The following is a 17,822-nucleotide window of genomic DNA, read 5'->3' as shown; positions in this document are numbered from 1 at the left end:
CCGAAAGATGTACGACCCCACAGTCGCCCGGCTCACCTACCGCGGCCTCCTCGGCCGCCGCCGGGCCCTCATCCTGGGCGCCCTGCCCGTCCTGCTGATCGTCATCTCCGTGGCCGTACGCGGCTTCACCGGCGCCGACGACCAGGTGGCCGCGGACGTCCTCGGCGGGTTCGCGCTCGCCACGATGGTGCCCATCATCGGAGTCATCGCCGGCACCGGCGCGATCGGCCCCGAGATCGACGACGGATCGGTCGTCTACCTGCTGGCCAAACCGGTGAAGCGCCCCACGATCATCTTCACCAAGCTGATCGTCGCCATCGCCGTCACCATGGCGTTCTCCGCGATCCCGACCTTCCTCGCCGGGATGATCCTCAACGGCAACGGCCAGCAGATCGCCGTCGCCTACACGGTGGCCGCGCTGGTCGCCTCCATCGCGTACGCCGCGCTCTTCCTGCTGCTCGGCACCATCACCCGGCACGCGGTGGTCTTCGGGCTCGTCTACGCGCTCGTGTGGGAGGCCCTCTTCGGGACGCTGGTCTCCGGGGCGAAGACGCTCAGCGTCCAGCAGTGGTCGCTCGCGGTGGCCCACAAGGTGTCCGGCGGGGATCTCGTCACCTCGGACGTGAGCCTCGTCACCGGCACGGTGCTGCTGGTGGTCGTGACCGTCGCGGCCACCTGGTTCGCCGGGCAGAAACTGCGGACGCTGACGCTGGCGGGCGAGGAGTAGTCCCTGCGGCCCGGGTCCGGGGCGGGAGCCGGCCCCGGGACGGGCGCGGGGGGGGGGGGGGGCCCGCGGGGGGGCCCCCGCCCCCGGGAGGGGGGGGGGGGGGGGGGGGGGGGGGGGGGGGGGGGGGGGGGGGGGGGGGGGTGGTGGGGGGGGGGGGGGGGGGGGGGGGGGGGGGGGGCGCCGGCGCGGGGCGGCGCGCGCGGCCCCGCCGGGGCCCCCCCCCCCCCGCGACCTGATCTTGAAGTCGGTTTTACGCGGGTGACGGCAGACTTGTCCGAGGGGATGCGACGGGGAGGAACGGCGATGACAGCGAAGGCACCACGGAGCGACGGACAGAGTCCCGGCGAAGGCCGGGGAGAGGCCGCCGGGGAGGTCTGGGACGAACTCGTCCTCGACGAGGACTTCATACGGTCCGCCGACACGGCCGAGCCGTCCGCGCGTGCCCGTATGCTCACGGCCCGCTGGCGCGAGGGCGCCCCCGATCCGCAGCCCTGGCGCTCCGACGAGCCGCCCGCGGGGTGGTTTTTCAGCAAGGCGCGACGACGCAGGTGGCGGCGCCGCTGACCGCTCCGGGCGTGCTGCGCCGGGCGGGCGTTTATTCGGTGGCGTCCTTTCCGGCTCACCGGCACAGTGGTCATGTCCAGGTCGCCGGATTCCTCCGGTGCCACGGTCCGGGAGAGGAGCACGACGATGCCCGTCAGCAGCAGTTCGTCGAGCTCCCAGCAGGGCAGCGTGCGGGCTCCGGAGTAGTCAGCTCCGTCGAGTCCACCCCCCCACCACGGGGAGCTGCCCGGGGCGGCCGCTTCGAGCGCGCACCTTGGCGCGGGCCGCCCACCCTGGAGGATTGGCCGAGCGGTAAGGCACCGGCTTGCTAAGCCGTGGTCGGGTTCTTCAGCCCGCGCGCGTTCGATCCGCGCATCCTCCGCGGGACGCTGTCGCTTTGACCGGGCGGGGTTCTGGGGTGCCGCTTCGCGGCGGCATCTTCCCCATCCACCCGCCCTTTTTGCGGCGTGAGCCCAGCCGCCTGTGAGCGGCATGAGCCCGCCCGTCCCTATGACGACAGCAGTTTCTCCAGTACCACCGCGATGCCGTCCTCGTCGTTCGACAGGGTCAGCTCGTTCGCCACGGCCTTGAGTTCGGCGTGGGCGTTGGCCATGGCCACTCCGTGTGCCGACCAGGCGAACATCGGGATGTCGTTCGGCATGTCGCCGAAGGCGATCGTGTCGGCGGCCTTCACGCCCAGGCGACGAGCCGCCAGAGAGAGCCCCGTGGCCTTCGACAGACCCAGGGGCAGGATCTCCACGATGCCCTCGCCCGCCATCACGACGCTCACCAGGCTGCCCGCCGCGGCCCGCGCCGCGGACGCCAGCTCGTCGTCGGTGAGACGCGGATGCTGGATGTACATCTTCGTCAGGGGCGCGGCCCAGAGCTCGGCCACGTCGGTGAACGGGACCGCCTGCAGCAGGCCCTGCACCCGGTAGCCGGGACCGATCAGGACGTCACCGTCGATGCCGTCGCGGCTCGCGGCGAGGGCCAGCGGGCCGATCTCCGCCTCGATCTTGGCGAGGGCGAGACCCGCGAGCTGCCGGTCGAGGGTCACCGACGTGAGCAGCCGGTGCGCCCCGGCGTCGTACAGCTGTGCGCCCTGGCCGCACACTGCGAGCCCCTCGTACCCGAGGTCGTCGAGGATGTGCCGGGTCCAGGGAACGGCCCGGCCGGTCACGACGAGGTGCGCGGCGCCCGCCGCGGTGGCCGCGGCGAGTGCCTCACGCGTGCGCTCCGAGACCGTGTCGTCGGAGCGCAGCAACGTTCCGTCGAGGTCGGTCGCGACGAGCTTGTAAGGAAACGCCCCGGCCGGTCCGGCCGCTCCGGTGGAGTGGGGCGAACCGGCCGCCCCCGTGGTGCCGGTCACTTGGCGATCGGCTTCAGCACTTCGCGTCCGCCCAGGTACGGACGCAGCACCTCGGGCACCCGTACGGAGCCGTCGGCCAGCTGGTGGTTCTCCAGGATCGCCACGATCGTGCGCGGGACGGCGCACAGTGTGCCGTTCAGTGTCGCGAGCGGCTGCACCTTCTTGCCGTCCCGCATGCGCACCGACAGGCGGCGGGCCTGGAACCCGTCGCAGTTGGAGGCCGAGGTCAGCTCGCGGTACTTGCCCTGGGTCGGGATCCACGCCTCGCAGTCGAACTTGCGCGAGGCGGACGCGCCCAGGTCGCCCGAGGCCACGTCGATGACCTGGAAGGGCAGCCCGAGGGCGGTCAGCCACTGCTTCTCCCACTCCAGGAGCCGCTGGTGCTCGTTCTCCGCGTCCTCCGGAGCGACGTACGAGAACATCTCGACCTTGTCGAACTGGTGCACGCGGAAGATGCCCCGGGTGTCCTTGCCGTACGTGCCGGCCTCGCGGCGGAAGCACGGCGAGAAGCCCGCGTAGCGCACCGGCAGCCTGTCGGCGTCGAGGATCTCGTCCATGTGGTACGCCGCGAGCGGGACCTCCGAGGTGCCGACCAGGTAGTAGTCGTCCTTCTCCAGGTGGTACACGTTCTCCGCGGCCTGGCCGAGGAAGCCGGTGCCCTCCATGGCGCGCGGGCGGACCAGCGCCGGGGTCAGCATCGGGATGAAGCCGGCCTCCGTGGCCTGCGCGATCGCCGCGTTGACGAGCGCGAGCTCCAGGAGCGCGCCGACCCCCGTCAGGTAGTAGAAGCGCGAGCCGGACACCTTGGCGCCGCGCTCGACGTCGATGGCGCCCAGCGCCTCGCCGAGCTCCAGGTGGTCCTTGGGCTCGAAGCCCTCGGCGCCGAAGTCGCGGATGGTGCCGTGCGTCTCCAGGACGACGAAGTCCTCCTCGCCGCCGACCGGGACGTCGGGGTGCACGAGGTTGCCGAGCTGCTGGAGGAGGCGCTTGGTCTCCTCGTCCGCCTCGTGCTGTTCGGCGTCGGCCGTCTTCACGTCCGCCGCGAGCCGGCCGGCCTTCTGGAGCAGCTCGGCCTTCTCGTCGCCCGCGGCCTTGGGGATGAGTTTGCCGAGCGCCTTCTGCTCGGAGCGCAGCTCGTCGAAGCGGACGCCGGACGACCTGCGCCGCTCGTCGGCGGAGAGGAGGGCGTCGACGAGTGCGACGTCCTCTCCACGGGCGCGCTGGGAGGCGCGAACACGGTCGGGGTCCTCACGGAGCAGGCGAAGGTCAATCACCCCACAAGGCTACCGGTGCGGGGTTCCGGGGCACGACCCGGTATTCCGATCTGTCGCTTCTGTCATGGTTTAGAGGAATTGTGAATTCGCTCGACATGCGTCAAGGAAAAGGGCGCCGCTCCCTGGAAAGAAGCAGCGGGACGCGGCGGGTTGACCCGACTTCCGTGCGCCTCGGGGGACTTGAGGCAGCAGTTGTCCACAGGGAGTCACCTTCCGGAAAAGTTATCCACAGGCTGTGCGAAAGATCTGTGGACACCGGAAGTGATCATTCCTAAAGCCGCATCCCGGGCGGGAAAAGCGCGAGTCAAACCCTCTCTACCCCCACGTTCGGGTGGAAATGGTTCCCTCTAAGGGATTGACCAAGGAAAACAGGTGGACGAAGGGTGACGTGTGGGGCTGTGGACGTAGTTGCGGGTTGTAGGCCGATTTGTCGACCGAGTCGCACGTCGTTGTCGACTTGTCCCCAGGTCGAGAAGCAAACCTGTGGATAACTTCTGTGGACAGAGACAATCTGCAGGTAGGACCGACCGGCACTGACGGGCCGACTAGAAACGGCCGTCCTGGCAGCGCGCCAGCCAGTCCGAGGCCGCCGCGAACTCACTGTCCGACGTACCGGCCCGCGGTGCGCGCATGTCCTCGGGATCGACGTCGGCCTGCGGATAGGAGCCGAGGAACCGCACCTGCGGACAGATCCGCTTGAGCCCCATCAGCGCCTCGGCCACCCGGCGGTCCGCGATGTGCCCCTCCGCGTCGATGGCGAAGCAGTAGTTGCCGATGCCCTCACCCGTCGGCCGGGACTGCAGCAGCATCAGGTTGACCCCGCGGACGGCGAACTCCTGCAGCAGTTCGAGCAGGGCGCCCGGGTGGTCGTCGCGCTGCCAGATGACCACGGACGTCTTGTCCGCGCCGGTCGGCGCCGCGGGCCGGGCCGGCCTGCCCACCAGGACGAACCTGGTCTGCGCGTTCTCCGCGTCGTGGATCCCGGTCTCCAGGGCCTCAAGGCCGTACCGCGCCGCGGCGAACTCGCCCGCGAACGCCGCGTCGTAACGCCCCTCCTGCACCAGGCGGGCGCCGTCCGCGTTGGAGGCCGCCGACTCCCAGATGACGTCCGGGAGGTTGTTCCGCATCCAGTTGCGCACCTGCGGCTGGGCGGCCGGGTGGGCGCTGACCGTCTTGATGTCGGAGAGCTTCGTACCGGGCCGGACCAGCAGCGCGAAGGTGATCGAGAGGAGCACCTCGCGGTAGATCATCAACGGTTCGCCGACGGCGAGTTCGTCGACGGTGGTGGTGATGCCGCCCTCCACCGAGTTCTCGATCGGAACGAACGCCGCCTCGGCCTCGCCGGCCCGGACGGCGTCGAGCGCCGCGGGGACGGACACCATCGGGATGAGCTGGCGGGTGGCCGACTCCGGGAGAGTCCGCAGGGCCACTTCGGTGAAGGTGCCCTCGGGACCGAGATACGCGTAGCTGGCTGGCATGGCCTCACCCTAATAGGCCTCGCGGAGCCCGGCGGCCGCTTCCGGCACCGCCGATCTCACCCCTCCAGCAACTTCTGCCCCACGTACTCCCCCTCCGCCGCCCCGCCCGGCACCGCGAACAGCCCGCTCGACTCGTGCCGGATGAAGGTGGACAGCGCGTCCCCGCGGTCGAGCTTGCGCTGCACCGGGACGAAGCCGCGCAGCGGGTCGGCCTGCCAGCAGACGAAGAGCAGGCCCGCGTCCGGCACGCCGTCCGCGTCGATGCCGTCGTGGAAGGAGAAGGGCCGGCGGAGCATCGCCGCGCCGCCGTTCTCGTCGGGCCGGGTGATCCGGGCGTGTGCGTTGATGGGGACCACCAGTTTGCCGTCGCCGCCGGTCTTCTCCAGGTCCATGGCGGTCGTCTCGGCGCCGCCGGACAGCGGTGCCCCGTCGGACTTCCGGCGCCCGATCACGTCCTCCTGGTCCTTGACCGAGAGCTTCTCCCAGTCGTCGAGGAGCATCCGGATACGGCGTACGACGGCGTACGAACCGCCCGCCATCCACGACGGGTCGCCCGCGTCCGGTACGAAGATCCGCCGGTCGAAGTCGGACTCCGACGGCTTGGGATTACGCGTGCCGTCGATCTGACCCATCAGATTGCGGGTCGTCATCGGGCGGGTGGTGGCGCCGGGCGAGCGGTTGAAGCCGTTCATCTGCCAGCGGACCCGCGCCGCGGAGCCCGCGTCCTGCTGGATCGCCCGCAGGGCGTGGAAGGCGACGAGAGAGTCGTTCGCCCCGATCTGGACCCACAGGTCGCCGTTGCTGCGGGCCTTGTCGAGGTGGTCCGAGGAGAAGTCGGGCAGCGGGTCCAGGGCGATGGGGCGCTGCTTCTCCAGTCCCGTACGGGCGAAGAAGCTGTGGCCGAAGCCGAAGGTGACCGTGAGGGACGAGGGTCCGGCGTCGCGTGCCACGTCCGTGTCACCGCTCCCGGACGCCTCCCCAGCCATCAGCCGCCGCGCGGTCGTCGACCAGCGCCGCAGCAGGGCGGCGGCCTCCTTGCGGCCCGCGCCCGCCGAAAGGTCGAAGGCGACGAGATGGCCACGGGCCTGGAGGGGGGTCGTGATGCCCGGCTGATGTTTCCCGTGAAACATCACCTCGTCCGCGCCCACCGAGCTCAGGAGCGCGGTCCGGTCGGCGGAGGGTGCGGCGGCGTACCCGGCGGCTCCGCCGGCCGCGCCGAGCGCGAGGCCCGTGGCGCCGGCGGTGCCGAGCAGACGCCGCCGCGAAACGATGCCCCTGGAGAGGGCCTTTGGGGACTCCGCGGAAACAGCCTCCCCAGGAGGGGCCTTTTCGGCACGGTCACTCCCGGAACCGGGAACGGCCCTCTTCGGAGACGCCCCTTCACGAGAGACGTCCGGGGTGGAGGTCTTCGGAGCGGACTGTTCAGCCATGGTGTCGTTCAGCCGATCTGCGCGTTCTTGTCCACGGTCACCTGGTCGATGTCGGAGGTCCGTACCGTCACCGCGATCTGCCAGTTGCCCGCCATGGGGATCTGCACCCCGCTCGCCGTCCAGTGTCCGGTGGCGATGCGGTCGGGGACCACGGGCAGCGGCCCGATGTCCTTGGCCTTCAGGGTGAAGGCGATCTTGACCTCGGGAATGTCGAAGGCTTTGCCGTTCGCCCGCTCCACGAAGACGTGCATGTCGTTGCCGCCGACGCGGGCCGGGTCCAGTTCGACGCGGGCGATGCCCTTGCCGTCCTGACCCCCCGTGTCGAACGGGATGTCCAGGGACAGCGCCCCGCCGGTCTCCTCCGAGGTGGCGGCGCTGACGGCCTTGGCTTCTTCCTCCGTACGCCCGGGTTCGGTGGACGTGAGCACGGTGGTGACGGCCAGCAGGACGACCGCGACGCCCGCCTCGGCGAGCACCGAGCGGCGCAGGCCCGAGCGGAGCGGGTCGGAGTCCCGCAGACGCTTCTCCCGCGCGGTGGCCACCGCGGCCCGCTGCCGCGCCAGCTGGGCGGCCCGCTTGCCGTCGCCCCCCTCGCCCGTGGAAGCAGGTTGCCTCTTGTCCTTGTCGGCACGCCCCTTGGCGGCCTGCTTGGCCCCCTTGGACCCGTTCGAAGCCTTCGATGCCTTCGCCACGGCCGATGTCGTCGATGCCTTCGACGCCTTCGACGTCGAAGCCCCGACCGGGACCTTCGCCGACTCCTTGGCGGGTGCCTCCGCCAGCCGGCCGGTCCAGCGCCGCGAGATCCACGCGATACCGACGAGGACGACCACCAGGCCGATCTTGATCAGCAGCAGCTGCCCGTACCAGGTCCCGGTCAGCGCCGACCACGTGCCGACCTGCCGCCACGACTGGTAGATCCCGGTCACGACCAGCACGGCCACACTGCCGAACGCGAGGCGGGAGAAGCGGCGTACGGCCGACGATTCGATCGACGGGGTGCGGTAGAGCACCACGAGCAGCGTCGACAGCCCGCCGAGCCAGACCGCGACGGCCAGCAGGTGCAGCACGTCGGCGGGCATCGCGATGCCCGTCTGGAGACCCGTCGAGGCGTGCTCGGCCATCGCCCAGGTTGCCGCGAGCCCGGCCGCCACGACGAACCCGCCGATGGCGAGCCCGAAGGTCAGGTCGCCCTTCTCCTCCTCGTCGTCACGCTTCTCGTACGCCCCGAAGAGCACGGCGATGAACAGCGCGGCGGCGGCGAGCAGCAGGAGCCGCGACACCAGGGCGGCGCCCGTCTTGGTCTGCAGCACCTGGCTGAGCAGGTCCAGGTCGAAGATGTCCCCGACCTTCCCCGAACCGGTGTACGACCCGCGCAGCAGCAGCATGGCGAGCGTGGCCCCGGTCAGGGCGAGCCACCCCGAGACCACGAGCCGCTGCACCGCCCGCACTCCGGAGCCGCCCTGCCAGCAGGCCAGCACGAAGGCCGAACCGCCGACGAGCAGGATGAATCCTGCGTACGACACATAGCGGGCGAAGCCGTAGAGCCCGCCCACGATCCCGCCGCCGGCCTCCTGGTCGGACACGGCGACGGACGTCTTCGAGGGCGCCCCGATGGAGAAGGTGAAGGCGCCGGCGACGGGGTGGCTGTCCGCCGACACCACCTGGTAGGTGACGGTGAACGTGCCGTCGGGCAGGCCGGAGTGCAGCTTCACGGCATACGTGTTGCCGCCCAGCCCGGACGTCTTTCCGGTGTCGACCCGCTCACCCTTGGGGTCGAGCACGCGCACCGAGCCGTCGGACATCGCGACCTGCTCGGAGAAGGTGAGAGACACCTGGGCGGGTGCCTCGGCGACCACCGCTCCCTGCTGGGGATCGCTCCCGGTCAGTGCGGCGTGCGCGGAGACGGGCACGGCTCCCGCCAGCAGCGCGCCGGTGACGGCGAGAAGCAGCAACAGCAGCGTCCGGACACGGGGAGCGGTGGTCTGACTCAACGGAGGTCCCTCCCTCAGTGGTGCGACGGCGTGGACGACAGTGCGGACGACCGGACGGATGACTCGCCGGACGACTGGCCGGGCGACCGGGCGGACGACCGGGCGGACGATTCCATGGCCGTCGACGGCTGGTAGGTGGCGGACTTGACCGGCATCTCGACCTTGATCGGCTCGGACTTCGTGAAGCGCAGCTCCAGGGACACCGTGTCGCCCTCCTTCGGCTTGCGCTTCAGCTTCTCGAACATGAGGTGGTCGCCGCCGCTCTGAAGGACGAGCTTGCCGTGGGCGGGGATGTCGAGGTCCTTCACCTGCTCCATCGTCTGCCCGACGGTGGCGTGGAGGGTGACCTCGCCGGCCACGTCGCTGGTGACGGAGGCCAGCCTGTCGCCCGCCCCGCCGTCGTTGGCGATGACCAGGAAACCGGCCGCCATGGAGTCCGAGACCGGCTGCGGCATGTAGGCGGAGCCCACGGACAGTCCGCCCTCCGACCCGCCGGAGTCCGAGTCCCCGCAGCCCGCCAGGGCCAGCGCTGCGGCCAGCACGAGGGCAGCCGCGGATGCCGTACGACGGGTCACGGCTTCGCGCCCTTGATCAGCGCCGGGAGGTCCTTGGTGTAGTCGTCGACGGTGGCGTCCTCGCCGTACAGCACGTAACCGGCGTCGGTCTTCGGGGAGAACGCGATCACCTGCGTGCCGTGCATGGAGGTGACCTTCCCGTTCTTGTCCTTCGTCGGCGCCTCGATGGAGATGCCGAGGGTGCGGGCGCCCGCCTGGACGGTGGCGAAGGAGCCGGTCAGACCGACGACGTCCGGGTCGATGCCCTTGAGCCACTTGCCGAGCGCGGCGGAGGTGTCGCGCTCCGGGTCGGTGGTGACGAAGACGATGCGGAGCGAGTCCTTCTCGGCCTGGGACACCTGCTCGTCCTGGGCCAGCTGCTTCTTGGCGACGGCGATGTTGTTCATCGTCAGCGGGCAGACGTCGGGGCAGTTGGTGTAGCCGAAGTAGATCAGCGTCGGCTTGCCCTTGGTCGCCTCGCGGAGGTCGTACTTCTTGCCCTGGGTGTCGGTGAGGACGAGGTCCGGCTTTTCGAACGGCTTGTCGAGGACCGTGGCGGCCTTGTCCGAGCCGGTGTCGGTGGACACCTCGGCGACGGTGTTGCCGGTGTCGCCGTCACCGCCGCCACAGGCGGAGAGGGTCAGGACGGCCGAGGCGAACAGAGCGGCCACGGCGTAGGTCTTCTTGCGCATAGTGCATTCTCCCGGGGACGCCGCACCCGACTGCCGACGAGGCACGGGCCCGGAGCCCCGGCCGCGGAACGATCGGCCGGGAGTCCGGTGGGGCGTCCGACGTTGGGTCGGTAGGACTGGACTTACGCGGTGGTACGCCGACGGCCGGCGAGCACGCCGAACGCCACGCCGGCCACGCCGACGACGATGCCCACGACACCCAGCACGCGGGCGGTGGTGTCGCTGCTGTCGGTGGAGGCGGCCTCGGTGGTCGAGGTGCTGGCGGCGGCCTCCGCGTCCTCGCTCTCGTCGGCGTCGGCGTCCGCGTCGTCGGAGGCGGCGGCCCCGTGGTGATCGTCGGTGGCGGCGGACAGCGCGAGCACCGGCGCCGGCGTCTCCGGCTCCTCCTCGCCCTTCTCCTGCGTCTCGATCCAGCGCACGACCTCCTTGTTGGAGTACGTCTGGATCGCCTTGAACACCAGTTCGTCGGCGTCCTCGGGCAGGGCGCCGATGGAGAGCGGGAACTTCTGGAAGTAGCCGGGCTGGATGCCCTTGCCGTCCGCGGTCCAGGTGACCTTGGTGATGGCCTCGTTGATCTTCTCGCCGTGCAGTTCGAGCGGCTTTTCGAGCTTGGACTTGGTGACCTTGACGTTCCAGCCGTCGACGGGCTGCGGCATGACCGAGGCGAGCGGGTGGTCGGCCGGGAAGTTGATCTCCAGCTTGGTGGTCGAGGCGTTGTCGCGCTCGTTCGGCACCTTGAAGTTGACCGTCGCGTAGCCGCCCTTGGCGGCGGTGCCCTCGGGCTGCACGCTGACGTGCGCGAACGCGGGACCGGAGAGTACGAGGACGGCGGAGGCGGCGACGACACCGGTCGCGGCGACACGAGAAGCCTTCATGGCAGGAAACACATCGCTTTCAGCACTGGTTCGGTGAAGAACGGGGGATTGCGCGCGTGGAAGAACGGACACGCGCGCGTGCCGCACGACGGCACCCCCGGAGTGATACGTCCGAAGCGGTGCGTCGTGTCAGGCGGCGAGGACGAGAGCCCCGCCGGCCGGCGGACCGCGCCGGACGACCGAGTGCTGAAGAGCGGTCGGATGCGGGACCGGGGACGCGTACTCCCAGGAGCGCGGGGCGCCCGGCGCCGACGGGGTCGCGCCGGGGAGCCCCGCCAGCAGGGCGCGTACGAGCGCCAGGGCCCCGCGGAGGGAGACGAGCGGCCCCTCGGCCACCTGGTCCGCCGAGAGCCGCATGAGGCGCCGCAGGGCGATGTCCCCGCGGCGCAGCAGCCACCCGGTGGCCACGGCGGCGAGAAGGTGGACGAGGAGCATCGACAGCGACGGCAGCACCGACGCCGGGGCCCCGACGGCGGCCGGCAGGGCACCCGCCTGCCCGTGCAGGGCGTGGGCGCCGCCCGCGCCCGTTCCCGTACCGCTCGCGCCGCCGCCCGTACCGAGTTGCGCGTCGGCGAGGATCCGCTGTGCCTGGGCGGGGCTGAGTGTCGACACGGACGCGCCGCACACCAGCCGCGCGGCCCTGGCCACGAGGGAGGCGTCCACGGACGAGGCGTCCACGCCCGCGGAGGCGGCGGCCGACGCCGTGCCGTGCTGCCCCAGCCCGAAGAGCGTGTGGAGCACCGTCTGGCCGGTCGCGAGGAGCACGGTGATGCCCGGCAGCGAGCGCTCGCGGCCCGCGAGCGGGGCCGCGACGGCGAAGACGGCGAGAAATCCCGCGCCGAGTGACCACAGCGGAACCGTCGCGCAGGAGGCGATGGAGTGACCGGCCGCGGCCAGCACGACACAGACCGCGGTGAACACCGCGGCCCTCAGGAGCCGGAGTTCACCTCCGGTGCGCGCGCGCTGGTGGGGGGCAGTCATGGCGGGCTCATCATCGCACTGGCCCCGCCCGCCCGACACGGCAGGTCCACAAGATGGCGTACGGTCCGGAAGCTCATGTTCTGGGAGGAGTCGCCCGCACATACACCGGCAGATGGCGTCGGCGCATCCCCCTTATGGGCGGCGTCACGGTCAGGACACGCTTACTTTCGGTGTTCGGTGGCAATACGTATCGGTATGTCGTAACGGTATGTCGAGCCGCGGCCAGGAGGCTGGCGCATGAGCATCTGGTGGTCCCTCCATCTCCGGCGTGAGGCGGCGAGTGTTCCGCTCGCCCGGCGCCTGCTGATCGGCACGATGGAGTCGGCGGGGGTGGACCCGGACATCTCCTACGACATCTCCGTCGCGCTGAGCGAGGCATGCGCGAACGCCGTCGAACACGGAGGCGACACGGTCCGGGGAGAGCCCACCGAGGCGTACCGGGTCACGGCCTATCTGGACGGCGAGAAGTGCCGGATCGAGGTGACCGACTCGGGTCCGGGGTTCCCTTCGGGACGGAGCCGAGCGTCCCACCGGCCTTCCCGAGGCGACGCGGAGCACGGCCGCGGCCTGTGGCTGATCCAGGAGCTCGCCGACCACGTCCACATCGGCAACAGCTCCGTCAGGGGCGGAGCCGTGATCAGCTTCGACAAGATGCTCAAGTGGCGCGAGGGCACGCCACTGGCCGCCTTCTGACGACACGACGTCCGCCCCTGGAAGGGGCGCGGGGAACTGCGCGACAAGCCACGGACAACCCGCACGGATCACCGCAGACGCAGACGCAGACGGCCGGGCACCCTTCAGCGCCCGGCCGGAACTCCGTGTCAGCCCTTCAGAGCGGCCATCCACGCCTCGACCTCGTCCGACCGCCGAGGAAGCGCCGCGGACAGGTTCCGGTTGCCGTCCTCCGTGACGAGGATGTCGTCCTCGATACGGACGCCGATGCCCCGGTACTCCTCCGGCACGGTCAGGTCGTCCGCCTGGAAGTACAGACCCGGCTCGACGGTCAGGCACATGCCCGGCTCCAGCGTGCCGTCCACGTACGTCTCCGTCCGGGCGACCGCGCAGTCGTGGACGTCCATGCCGAGCATGTGACCGGTGCCGTGCAGCGTCCAGCGGCGCTGCAGTCCCAGCTCCAGGACCCGCTCGACGGGACCCTCGACGAGCCCCCACTCGACGAGCTTCTCGGCCAGCACCCGCTGGGAGGCGTCGTGGAAGTCCCGGTACTTGGCGCCCGGCCGCACGGCCGCGATACCGGCCTCCTGGGCCTCGTACACGGCGTCGTAGATCTTCCTCTGGATCTCCGAGTACGTGCCGTTGACGGGCAGCGTGCGTGTGACGTCGGCCGTGTAGAGGGTGTGCGTCTCCACGCCCGCGTCCAGCAGGAGCAGGTCCCCGGAGCGCACCGGACCGTCGTTGCGCACCCAGTGCAGCGTGCACGCGTGCGGGCCCGCCGCGCAGATCGAGCCGTAGCCGATGTCGTTGCCCTCGACCCGCGCGCGCAGGAAGAACGTGCCTTCGATGTAGCGCTCGCTGGTCGCCTCGGCCCGGTCCAGGACCCGTACGACGTCCTCGAAGCCGCGCACGGTCGAGTCGACCGCCTTCTGCAGCTCGCCGGCCTCGAACTCGTCCTTGACCAGCCGGGCCTCGGACAGGAAGACGCGCAGCTCGGCGTCGCGCTCGGCGGTGACCTTGTCGGTGAGCGCCGCCTCGATCCCGGCGTCGTGACCGCGCACGACCCGCACCGGGCCGGTCGCCTCGCGCAGCCTGTCGGGAAGTTCGCGGACGTCCGAGGCGGGGATGCCGTACAGCTGTTCGGCCTCGGTCAGGGAGTGGCGGCGGCCGACCCACAGCTCGCCCTGCCCGGAGAGCCAGAACTCACCGTTCTCGCGGTCGGAGCGCGGCAGCAGGTAGATCGTGGCCTTGTGGCCGTCCGCGGTCGGCTCCAGCACCAGGACGCCGTCCTCGGTGAGGTTGCCGGTCAGGTACGCGTACTCGACCGAGGCGCGGAAGGGGTACTCCGTGTCGTTCGAGCGGGTCTTCAGGTTGCCCGCGGGGACGACCAGGCGCTCGCCCGGGAAGCGCGCGGAGAGCGCGGCACGGCGGGCGGCGGTGTGCTCGGCCTGCGCGATCGGCTCCAGGCCGTGCAGTTCGGTGTCGGCCCAGCCGGACTTCATGCTCTCGGCCAGCTCGTCCGACACGCCCGGGTACAGGCCGTTCTTGCGCTGCTTGATGGGCTCTTCTTCGTCCGCCTGGTCGGCGGCATCGTCAAGCACGGCTTCCGGGGTCTCCGGGTTGAGCGCCTCCGACACGGTCTGCCTCCTCGATACGACTCTGGACGCCCACCATCGTACGGTCGTACGGAAGGACGCCCAGGGCCGGAAGACCTGACGGCGTACGGCTCACCCCACCGACGCGCGACTTACTCGAACCGGGCCGCGAGGATCACCACGTCCTCGTCGCTGTCGGCGTCGGCGAGGCCGTCCGGCAGCATGTTCCGCAGGACGTGGTCGGCGACGGAGCCCGGGTCGGCGCGCAGCGTCCGGGGCACGCTCGCCGCGGCCGCGTGCAGCCGCGAGAAGGCCCGGTCCATGGGGTCGCCGGTACGGTGCAGCAGCCCGTCCGTATAGAGCAGAACCGTCTCTCCTGGCTCCGCCTGGAACTCCACGCTGGGCGCCTCCCAGCAGGCGAGCATCCCCAGGGGCGCCGAGAGCGACGTCTCCACGTACTCGGTGCGCCGCTCGCCGATCACCAGCGGCGGGCTGTGTCCGGCCCCGGCCAGGGTGATCTTGCGCGGGGCGGGCTCGCAGTACGCGAACAGGGCGGTGGCGGAGCGGGCCGGTTCGGTGAGCCGCAGCAGCAGTTCGAGGTCGGACAGGACGGCGACGGGGTCCTCGCCCTCCATCACCGCGTACGCCCGCAGGGAGGCCCGCAGCCGGCCCATCGCCGCGACGGCGCTGGGACCCGACCCGGTGACGGACCCGACCGCGAGGCCGAGCGCGGCGTCGGGCAGCGGCAGCGCGTCGTACCAGTCGCCGCCGCCGCGCGGTCCCGTGCGGTGCCGGGCGGCGAGCTGGACCCCGGGGACCCGGGGCAGCCGGGAGGGGAGCAGTTCCTCCGAGATGGTCGTCATGCACGCGCGCGTGCGTTCCAGTTCCACCAGGCGGGTTAGGTGCTCGGCCGCGTACCCCGTGTAGAGGCCGATCAGGTGCCGCTGCCGCTCGACGGGCTCGGCGGGTTCGTCGTAGAGCCAGACGGCGGCGCCCAGGCGGCCGGGGGCTTGCGCGCACAACGGCAGCGCGTAGCTGGCGGCATAGCCGAGCCGGGCGGCCACCTCGCGGTGCCGCGGGTCGAGCCCGTCCTCGGAGAGGAGGTCGGGCTGGGCGATCTCGCCCTCGCCGCCGGGAAGCCCGTCGAGGATCTTCCCGTACGACATGGAGCTGCGCGGGACGGTCTCGATGTGCCCGAGGTCCGCCCGGGCGAGGCCCAGGCCGATCGTCGTGTCCGGACCGAGTCCGTCGCCCGGCTCCAGTACGACGAGACCGCGTCGGGCGCCCACGAGGGCGGCTCCGGCGCGCAGCAGTTCCTGGAGCGCGTCCGCCAGCGAGGCGGTGCGTGCCAGGCGTTCGGTGAGCTCGTGCAGGGTGGTGAGGTCGGAGACCCAGCCTGCCAGTCTGTCCTGGAGAACGGCGCCGGGGGCGTGTGGAGAAGTGGCCGATGGGGAACCCGGGGTGGCACGTGTCGGCGCGACAGTGTGTGCGGGCGAGGGAACCGTTGAATCGATTCCGGCCACTTTCGGGAGGTGAGGGGCGTTCATGGCGTCCGGCTTTCCGACCGGTGCGTATTGCTCGATAGCATCGCAAACCCCCATGTCATTCTGCGCCGCTAGCAGTGTCTCCACATGTACACGCACTCGTAAGGGGATGTCCAGCATTGTCCTGCCGGGTTTCCCGGTGTCCGTGGGACCGCTGCGGAAAGGTAAAGTTGGCTTAAAACTGACTCGAGTCACGGCGTATTGCGGTCGACTGGCCTTGCTCGACAGAGCGTCACAGCGGTCGTGATGGGTACGTACTCGGAGAAGGCCAGGTGTGGTTGGGATCCTTCCGGAACCTGGCGACGGACCCGGGCGTCTTAACCACCGACGACCGTGCCCCATCCTCCCGTGGCGGAGGCGGCGAGAAAGACGCGGGACAGCAAACGCCAGGCGCCGCCACCCCACGCCAGCCCGCTTTTTTGGACAGAGCAGTGTGGACGCGGACGAAGCCGACGCTCGGCCCGCAGGGACCCCTTGTCCGAGACGGGGGTGTGATGCGCCAGTAGGTACGCACAGTGAAGTGATCGACACATGGTGTGATGTGGCCCCTCGGCGTTCAACGGAAAGGAACGAGCGCACATGCGCGAGATCCTCGGAAGGCGACGCAGGCTCCTGTCCAGGCGAAACGACGGGAGGTCTGAGATGCTCAGCGCGGCCCTGACCTTCGCGACCGCTTGGCAATGGCCCGTACTCCCGGGTGTGGCCCCGGATCCGCAAGGGCGGGCCCGCTGCGCGTGCCCCGACCCGGAGTGCACGGTGCCGGGTGCCCACCCCTTCGACCCCGGCCTGCTCGCGGCCACGACCGATGAACGCATGGCGCGCTGGTGGTGGACGAACCGGCCGGCGGCGCCGATCATCCTCGCCACCGGCGGGACGGCACCGTGCGCGGTGAGCCTGCCCGCCCCGGCCGCCTCCCGCGCGCTCACCGCGCTCGACCGCATGGGGATGCGCCTCGGCCCCGTGATCGCGTCCCCGACGCGCTGGGCGCTGCTCGTGAAGCCGTACTCCCTGGAGCAGTTGGGCGAACTGCTCTACGCCAAGGACTACGTGCCCGGTTCGCTGCGTTTCCACGGCGAGGGCGGTTACGTGGCCCTGCCCCCGTCCAGGACCGGGCAGGGCGAGATCCGCTGGGAGCGGGCTCCACTGCCCGGCTCGGCCGCCCCCTGGGTTCCCGACGTGGAGGCCGTGGTGGATGCCGTGGTGGAAGCGCTCACTCGTACGGGTGTGAGCGCCCCCGAGTTGTAGGGGATTCGGGCGCGCGGGGAACCGCGCGCCCGCCCTCGCTCGTTATCGTCCCCTTCATGCTGCGTCATTCCGGGGGACGACCCCTTGACCCCCGAAGAGTCCGCCTGATGGTGCTGACAGGCATCGTCGTCCTCACGGTCGGGCTGCCGCTGGCCGTGGCCTCGGCGGGGCCGGTGGACGGTGAGGTGCCTGCCTCCGCCACTGGTGACCGTAAAGCCGGTGATGCCGCGTCCCGCGATTCCGCATCCGGCGCCCGCGATTCCGGCGGCCGTGGTGCCGGTGATCCGGCATCCGCCGACCGTGGCGTCCGTGGTTCGGCATCCGGTGGCCAGGGCAGCGAGGGCCGTTCGTCCGGCGAGTCGCCCGTCTCCGATCGGGCCGACGACAGGGGGGCCGGCTCAGGGCCGGCGGGCGCCGCTTCAGGGGCTGCGGGCTCCGCGGGGCCGAGGAGCCCCCTGACGCTCGGCGTGGGGCTCGCCACCGCCGCCCGCTGCGGTCCGGAACTCGCCTCCCCCGACGGCATCGAGGCGCAGACCTGCGTACTGACGCAGGGGCGGGACACCTGGGCGCGTACCTACTACCGCAACGCGACCGGTGACGATCTCACGTCCGTACTGACTCTCATGGTGCCCGGCGACCGGACCGTACGGATGCACTGCGCGCTGGGCGCGGACGACGAGCCGGGGGTGTGCGAGACGCCGCGGGAGCGCACGGTCGAAGATGCGTCGGCGTACATGGCCGTCGCCGAGTTCGCGGAGAGTGCCGACGGGCCGCTGCTGTTGCGCTCGGGGAGCAACTCGCCTACGCAGAAAGGGCGTTGAGGACTTCGCCGACAACCGCCGCGCATCCGGG

At 71.1% G+C, this 17,822-nt stretch carries 16 protein-coding genes and 1 tRNA gene; 6 read left to right on the top strand and 11 right to left on the bottom strand.

All coding sequences use genetic code 11. The features are described from left to right. The first annotated feature begins 7 nt into the window (after positions 1-7). From ACFYXC_RS16455 to ACFYXC_RS16445, 3 genes are all read left to right on the top strand, one after another. Complete coding sequence (locus ACFYXC_RS16455) at positions 8-727, top strand: ABC transporter permease (RefSeq protein WP_388923073.1); 720 nt, start codon at positions 8-10, stop codon at positions 725-727. 303 nt (positions 728-1,030) lie between these two features. Then, entirely contained in the window at positions 1,031-1,291 is a 261-nt protein-coding gene (locus ACFYXC_RS16450) for a hypothetical protein (protein WP_388921205.1), read from the top strand. A gap of 274 nt (positions 1,292-1,565) precedes the next feature. After that, positions 1,566-1,652, top strand: a tRNA-Ser gene (locus tag ACFYXC_RS16445). A 126-nt stretch (positions 1,653-1,778) separates the two neighbouring features. On the opposite strand, the gene ACFYXC_RS16440 is transcribed toward ACFYXC_RS16445, so the two are convergent. From ACFYXC_RS16440 to ACFYXC_RS16400, 9 genes are all read right to left on the bottom strand, one after another. Beyond that, on the bottom strand, positions 1,779-2,639 hold the full coding sequence (locus tag ACFYXC_RS16440) for an HAD family hydrolase (protein WP_389551942.1): 861 nt from the start codon (positions 2,637-2,639) through the stop codon (positions 1,779-1,781). Continuing rightward, positions 2,636-3,913: a serine--tRNA ligase gene (serS, locus tag ACFYXC_RS16435; protein ID WP_389551939.1), complete on the bottom strand. Its 1,278-nt coding sequence runs from the start codon at positions 3,911-3,913 to the stop codon at positions 2,636-2,638. The genes ACFYXC_RS16440 and serS overlap by 4 nt, the downstream gene beginning before the upstream one ends. 545 nt (positions 3,914-4,458) lie before the next feature. Beyond that, positions 4,459-5,391 (bottom strand): prephenate dehydratase, encoded by a 933-nt coding sequence (pheA, locus tag ACFYXC_RS16430; protein WP_389551936.1) that lies wholly within the window; start codon positions 5,389-5,391, stop codon positions 4,459-4,461. A gap of 56 nt (positions 5,392-5,447) precedes the next feature. Next, positions 5,448-6,821, bottom strand: coding sequence for an iron uptake transporter deferrochelatase/peroxidase subunit (efeB, locus tag ACFYXC_RS16425; protein ID WP_389551933.1), 1,374 nt, complete (start codon positions 6,819-6,821; stop codon positions 5,448-5,450). Positions 6,822-6,829: 8 nt separating this feature from the next. After that, complete coding sequence (locus ACFYXC_RS16420; protein ID WP_389551926.1) at positions 6,830-8,812, bottom strand: copper resistance CopC/CopD family protein; 1,983 nt, start codon at positions 8,810-8,812, stop codon at positions 6,830-6,832. A gap of 14 nt (positions 8,813-8,826) precedes the next feature. Then, positions 8,827-9,387: a copper chaperone PCu(A)C gene (locus ACFYXC_RS16415; protein ID WP_389551923.1), complete on the bottom strand. Its 561-nt coding sequence runs from the start codon at positions 9,385-9,387 to the stop codon at positions 8,827-8,829. Further along, positions 9,384-10,058 (bottom strand): SCO family protein, encoded by a 675-nt coding sequence (locus ACFYXC_RS16410; RefSeq protein ID WP_389551921.1) that lies wholly within the window; start codon positions 10,056-10,058, stop codon positions 9,384-9,386. Before ACFYXC_RS16410 ends, ACFYXC_RS16415 begins: the two co-directional genes overlap by 4 nt. A 122-nt stretch (positions 10,059-10,180) precedes the next feature. Beyond that, entirely contained in the window at positions 10,181-10,933 is a 753-nt protein-coding gene (locus ACFYXC_RS16405) for a YcnI family protein (protein ID WP_389551918.1), read from the bottom strand. A gap of 129 nt (positions 10,934-11,062) precedes the next feature. Next, positions 11,063-11,914: a hypothetical protein gene (locus ACFYXC_RS16400; RefSeq protein WP_389551915.1), complete on the bottom strand. Its 852-nt coding sequence runs from the start codon at positions 11,912-11,914 to the stop codon at positions 11,063-11,065. A 237-nt stretch (positions 11,915-12,151) separates the two neighbouring features. On the opposite strand from ACFYXC_RS16400, the gene ACFYXC_RS16395 reads away from it, so the two are divergent. Continuing rightward, the gene (locus tag ACFYXC_RS16395; RefSeq protein ID WP_389551912.1) at positions 12,152-12,607 is read left to right on the top strand and encodes an ATP-binding protein; all 456 of its coding nucleotides are present in this window, start codon (positions 12,152-12,154) and stop codon (positions 12,605-12,607) included. Between the two features lie 128 nt (positions 12,608-12,735). Here ACFYXC_RS16395 and ACFYXC_RS16390 read toward each other — a convergent pair whose 3' ends face one another. Beyond that, positions 12,736-14,223 carry an aminopeptidase P family protein gene (locus ACFYXC_RS16390; protein ID WP_388921171.1) on the bottom strand — a complete coding sequence of 496 codons (1,488 nt, stop codon included), beginning with the start codon at positions 14,221-14,223 and terminating at the stop codon, positions 12,736-12,738. Positions 14,224-14,333: 110 nt separating this feature from the next. After that, the gene (locus ACFYXC_RS16385) at positions 14,334-15,845 is read right to left on the bottom strand and encodes a PP2C family protein-serine/threonine phosphatase (RefSeq protein WP_388921168.1); all 1,512 of its coding nucleotides are present in this window, start codon (positions 15,843-15,845) and stop codon (positions 14,334-14,336) included. Positions 15,846-16,304: 459 nt separating this feature from the next. Between ACFYXC_RS16385 and ACFYXC_RS16380 the strand changes: the two genes are divergently transcribed. Next, the gene (locus ACFYXC_RS16380; RefSeq protein WP_389551908.1) at positions 16,305-16,970 is read left to right on the top strand and encodes a bifunctional DNA primase/polymerase; all 666 of its coding nucleotides are present in this window, start codon (positions 16,305-16,307) and stop codon (positions 16,968-16,970) included. A 107-nt stretch (positions 16,971-17,077) separates the two neighbouring features. After that, positions 17,078-17,791, top strand: a complete 714-nt coding sequence (locus tag ACFYXC_RS16375; RefSeq protein ID WP_389551905.1) for a hypothetical protein — start codon at positions 17,078-17,080, stop codon at positions 17,789-17,791. Positions 17,792-17,822 lie beyond the last annotated feature (31 nt).

Source organism: Streptomyces sp. NPDC002701 (assembly GCF_042889045.1).
GTDB lineage: Bacteria > Actinomycetota > Actinomycetes > Streptomycetales > Streptomycetaceae > Streptomyces.
This window is presented reverse-complemented; position numbering and strand designations above follow the sequence as displayed.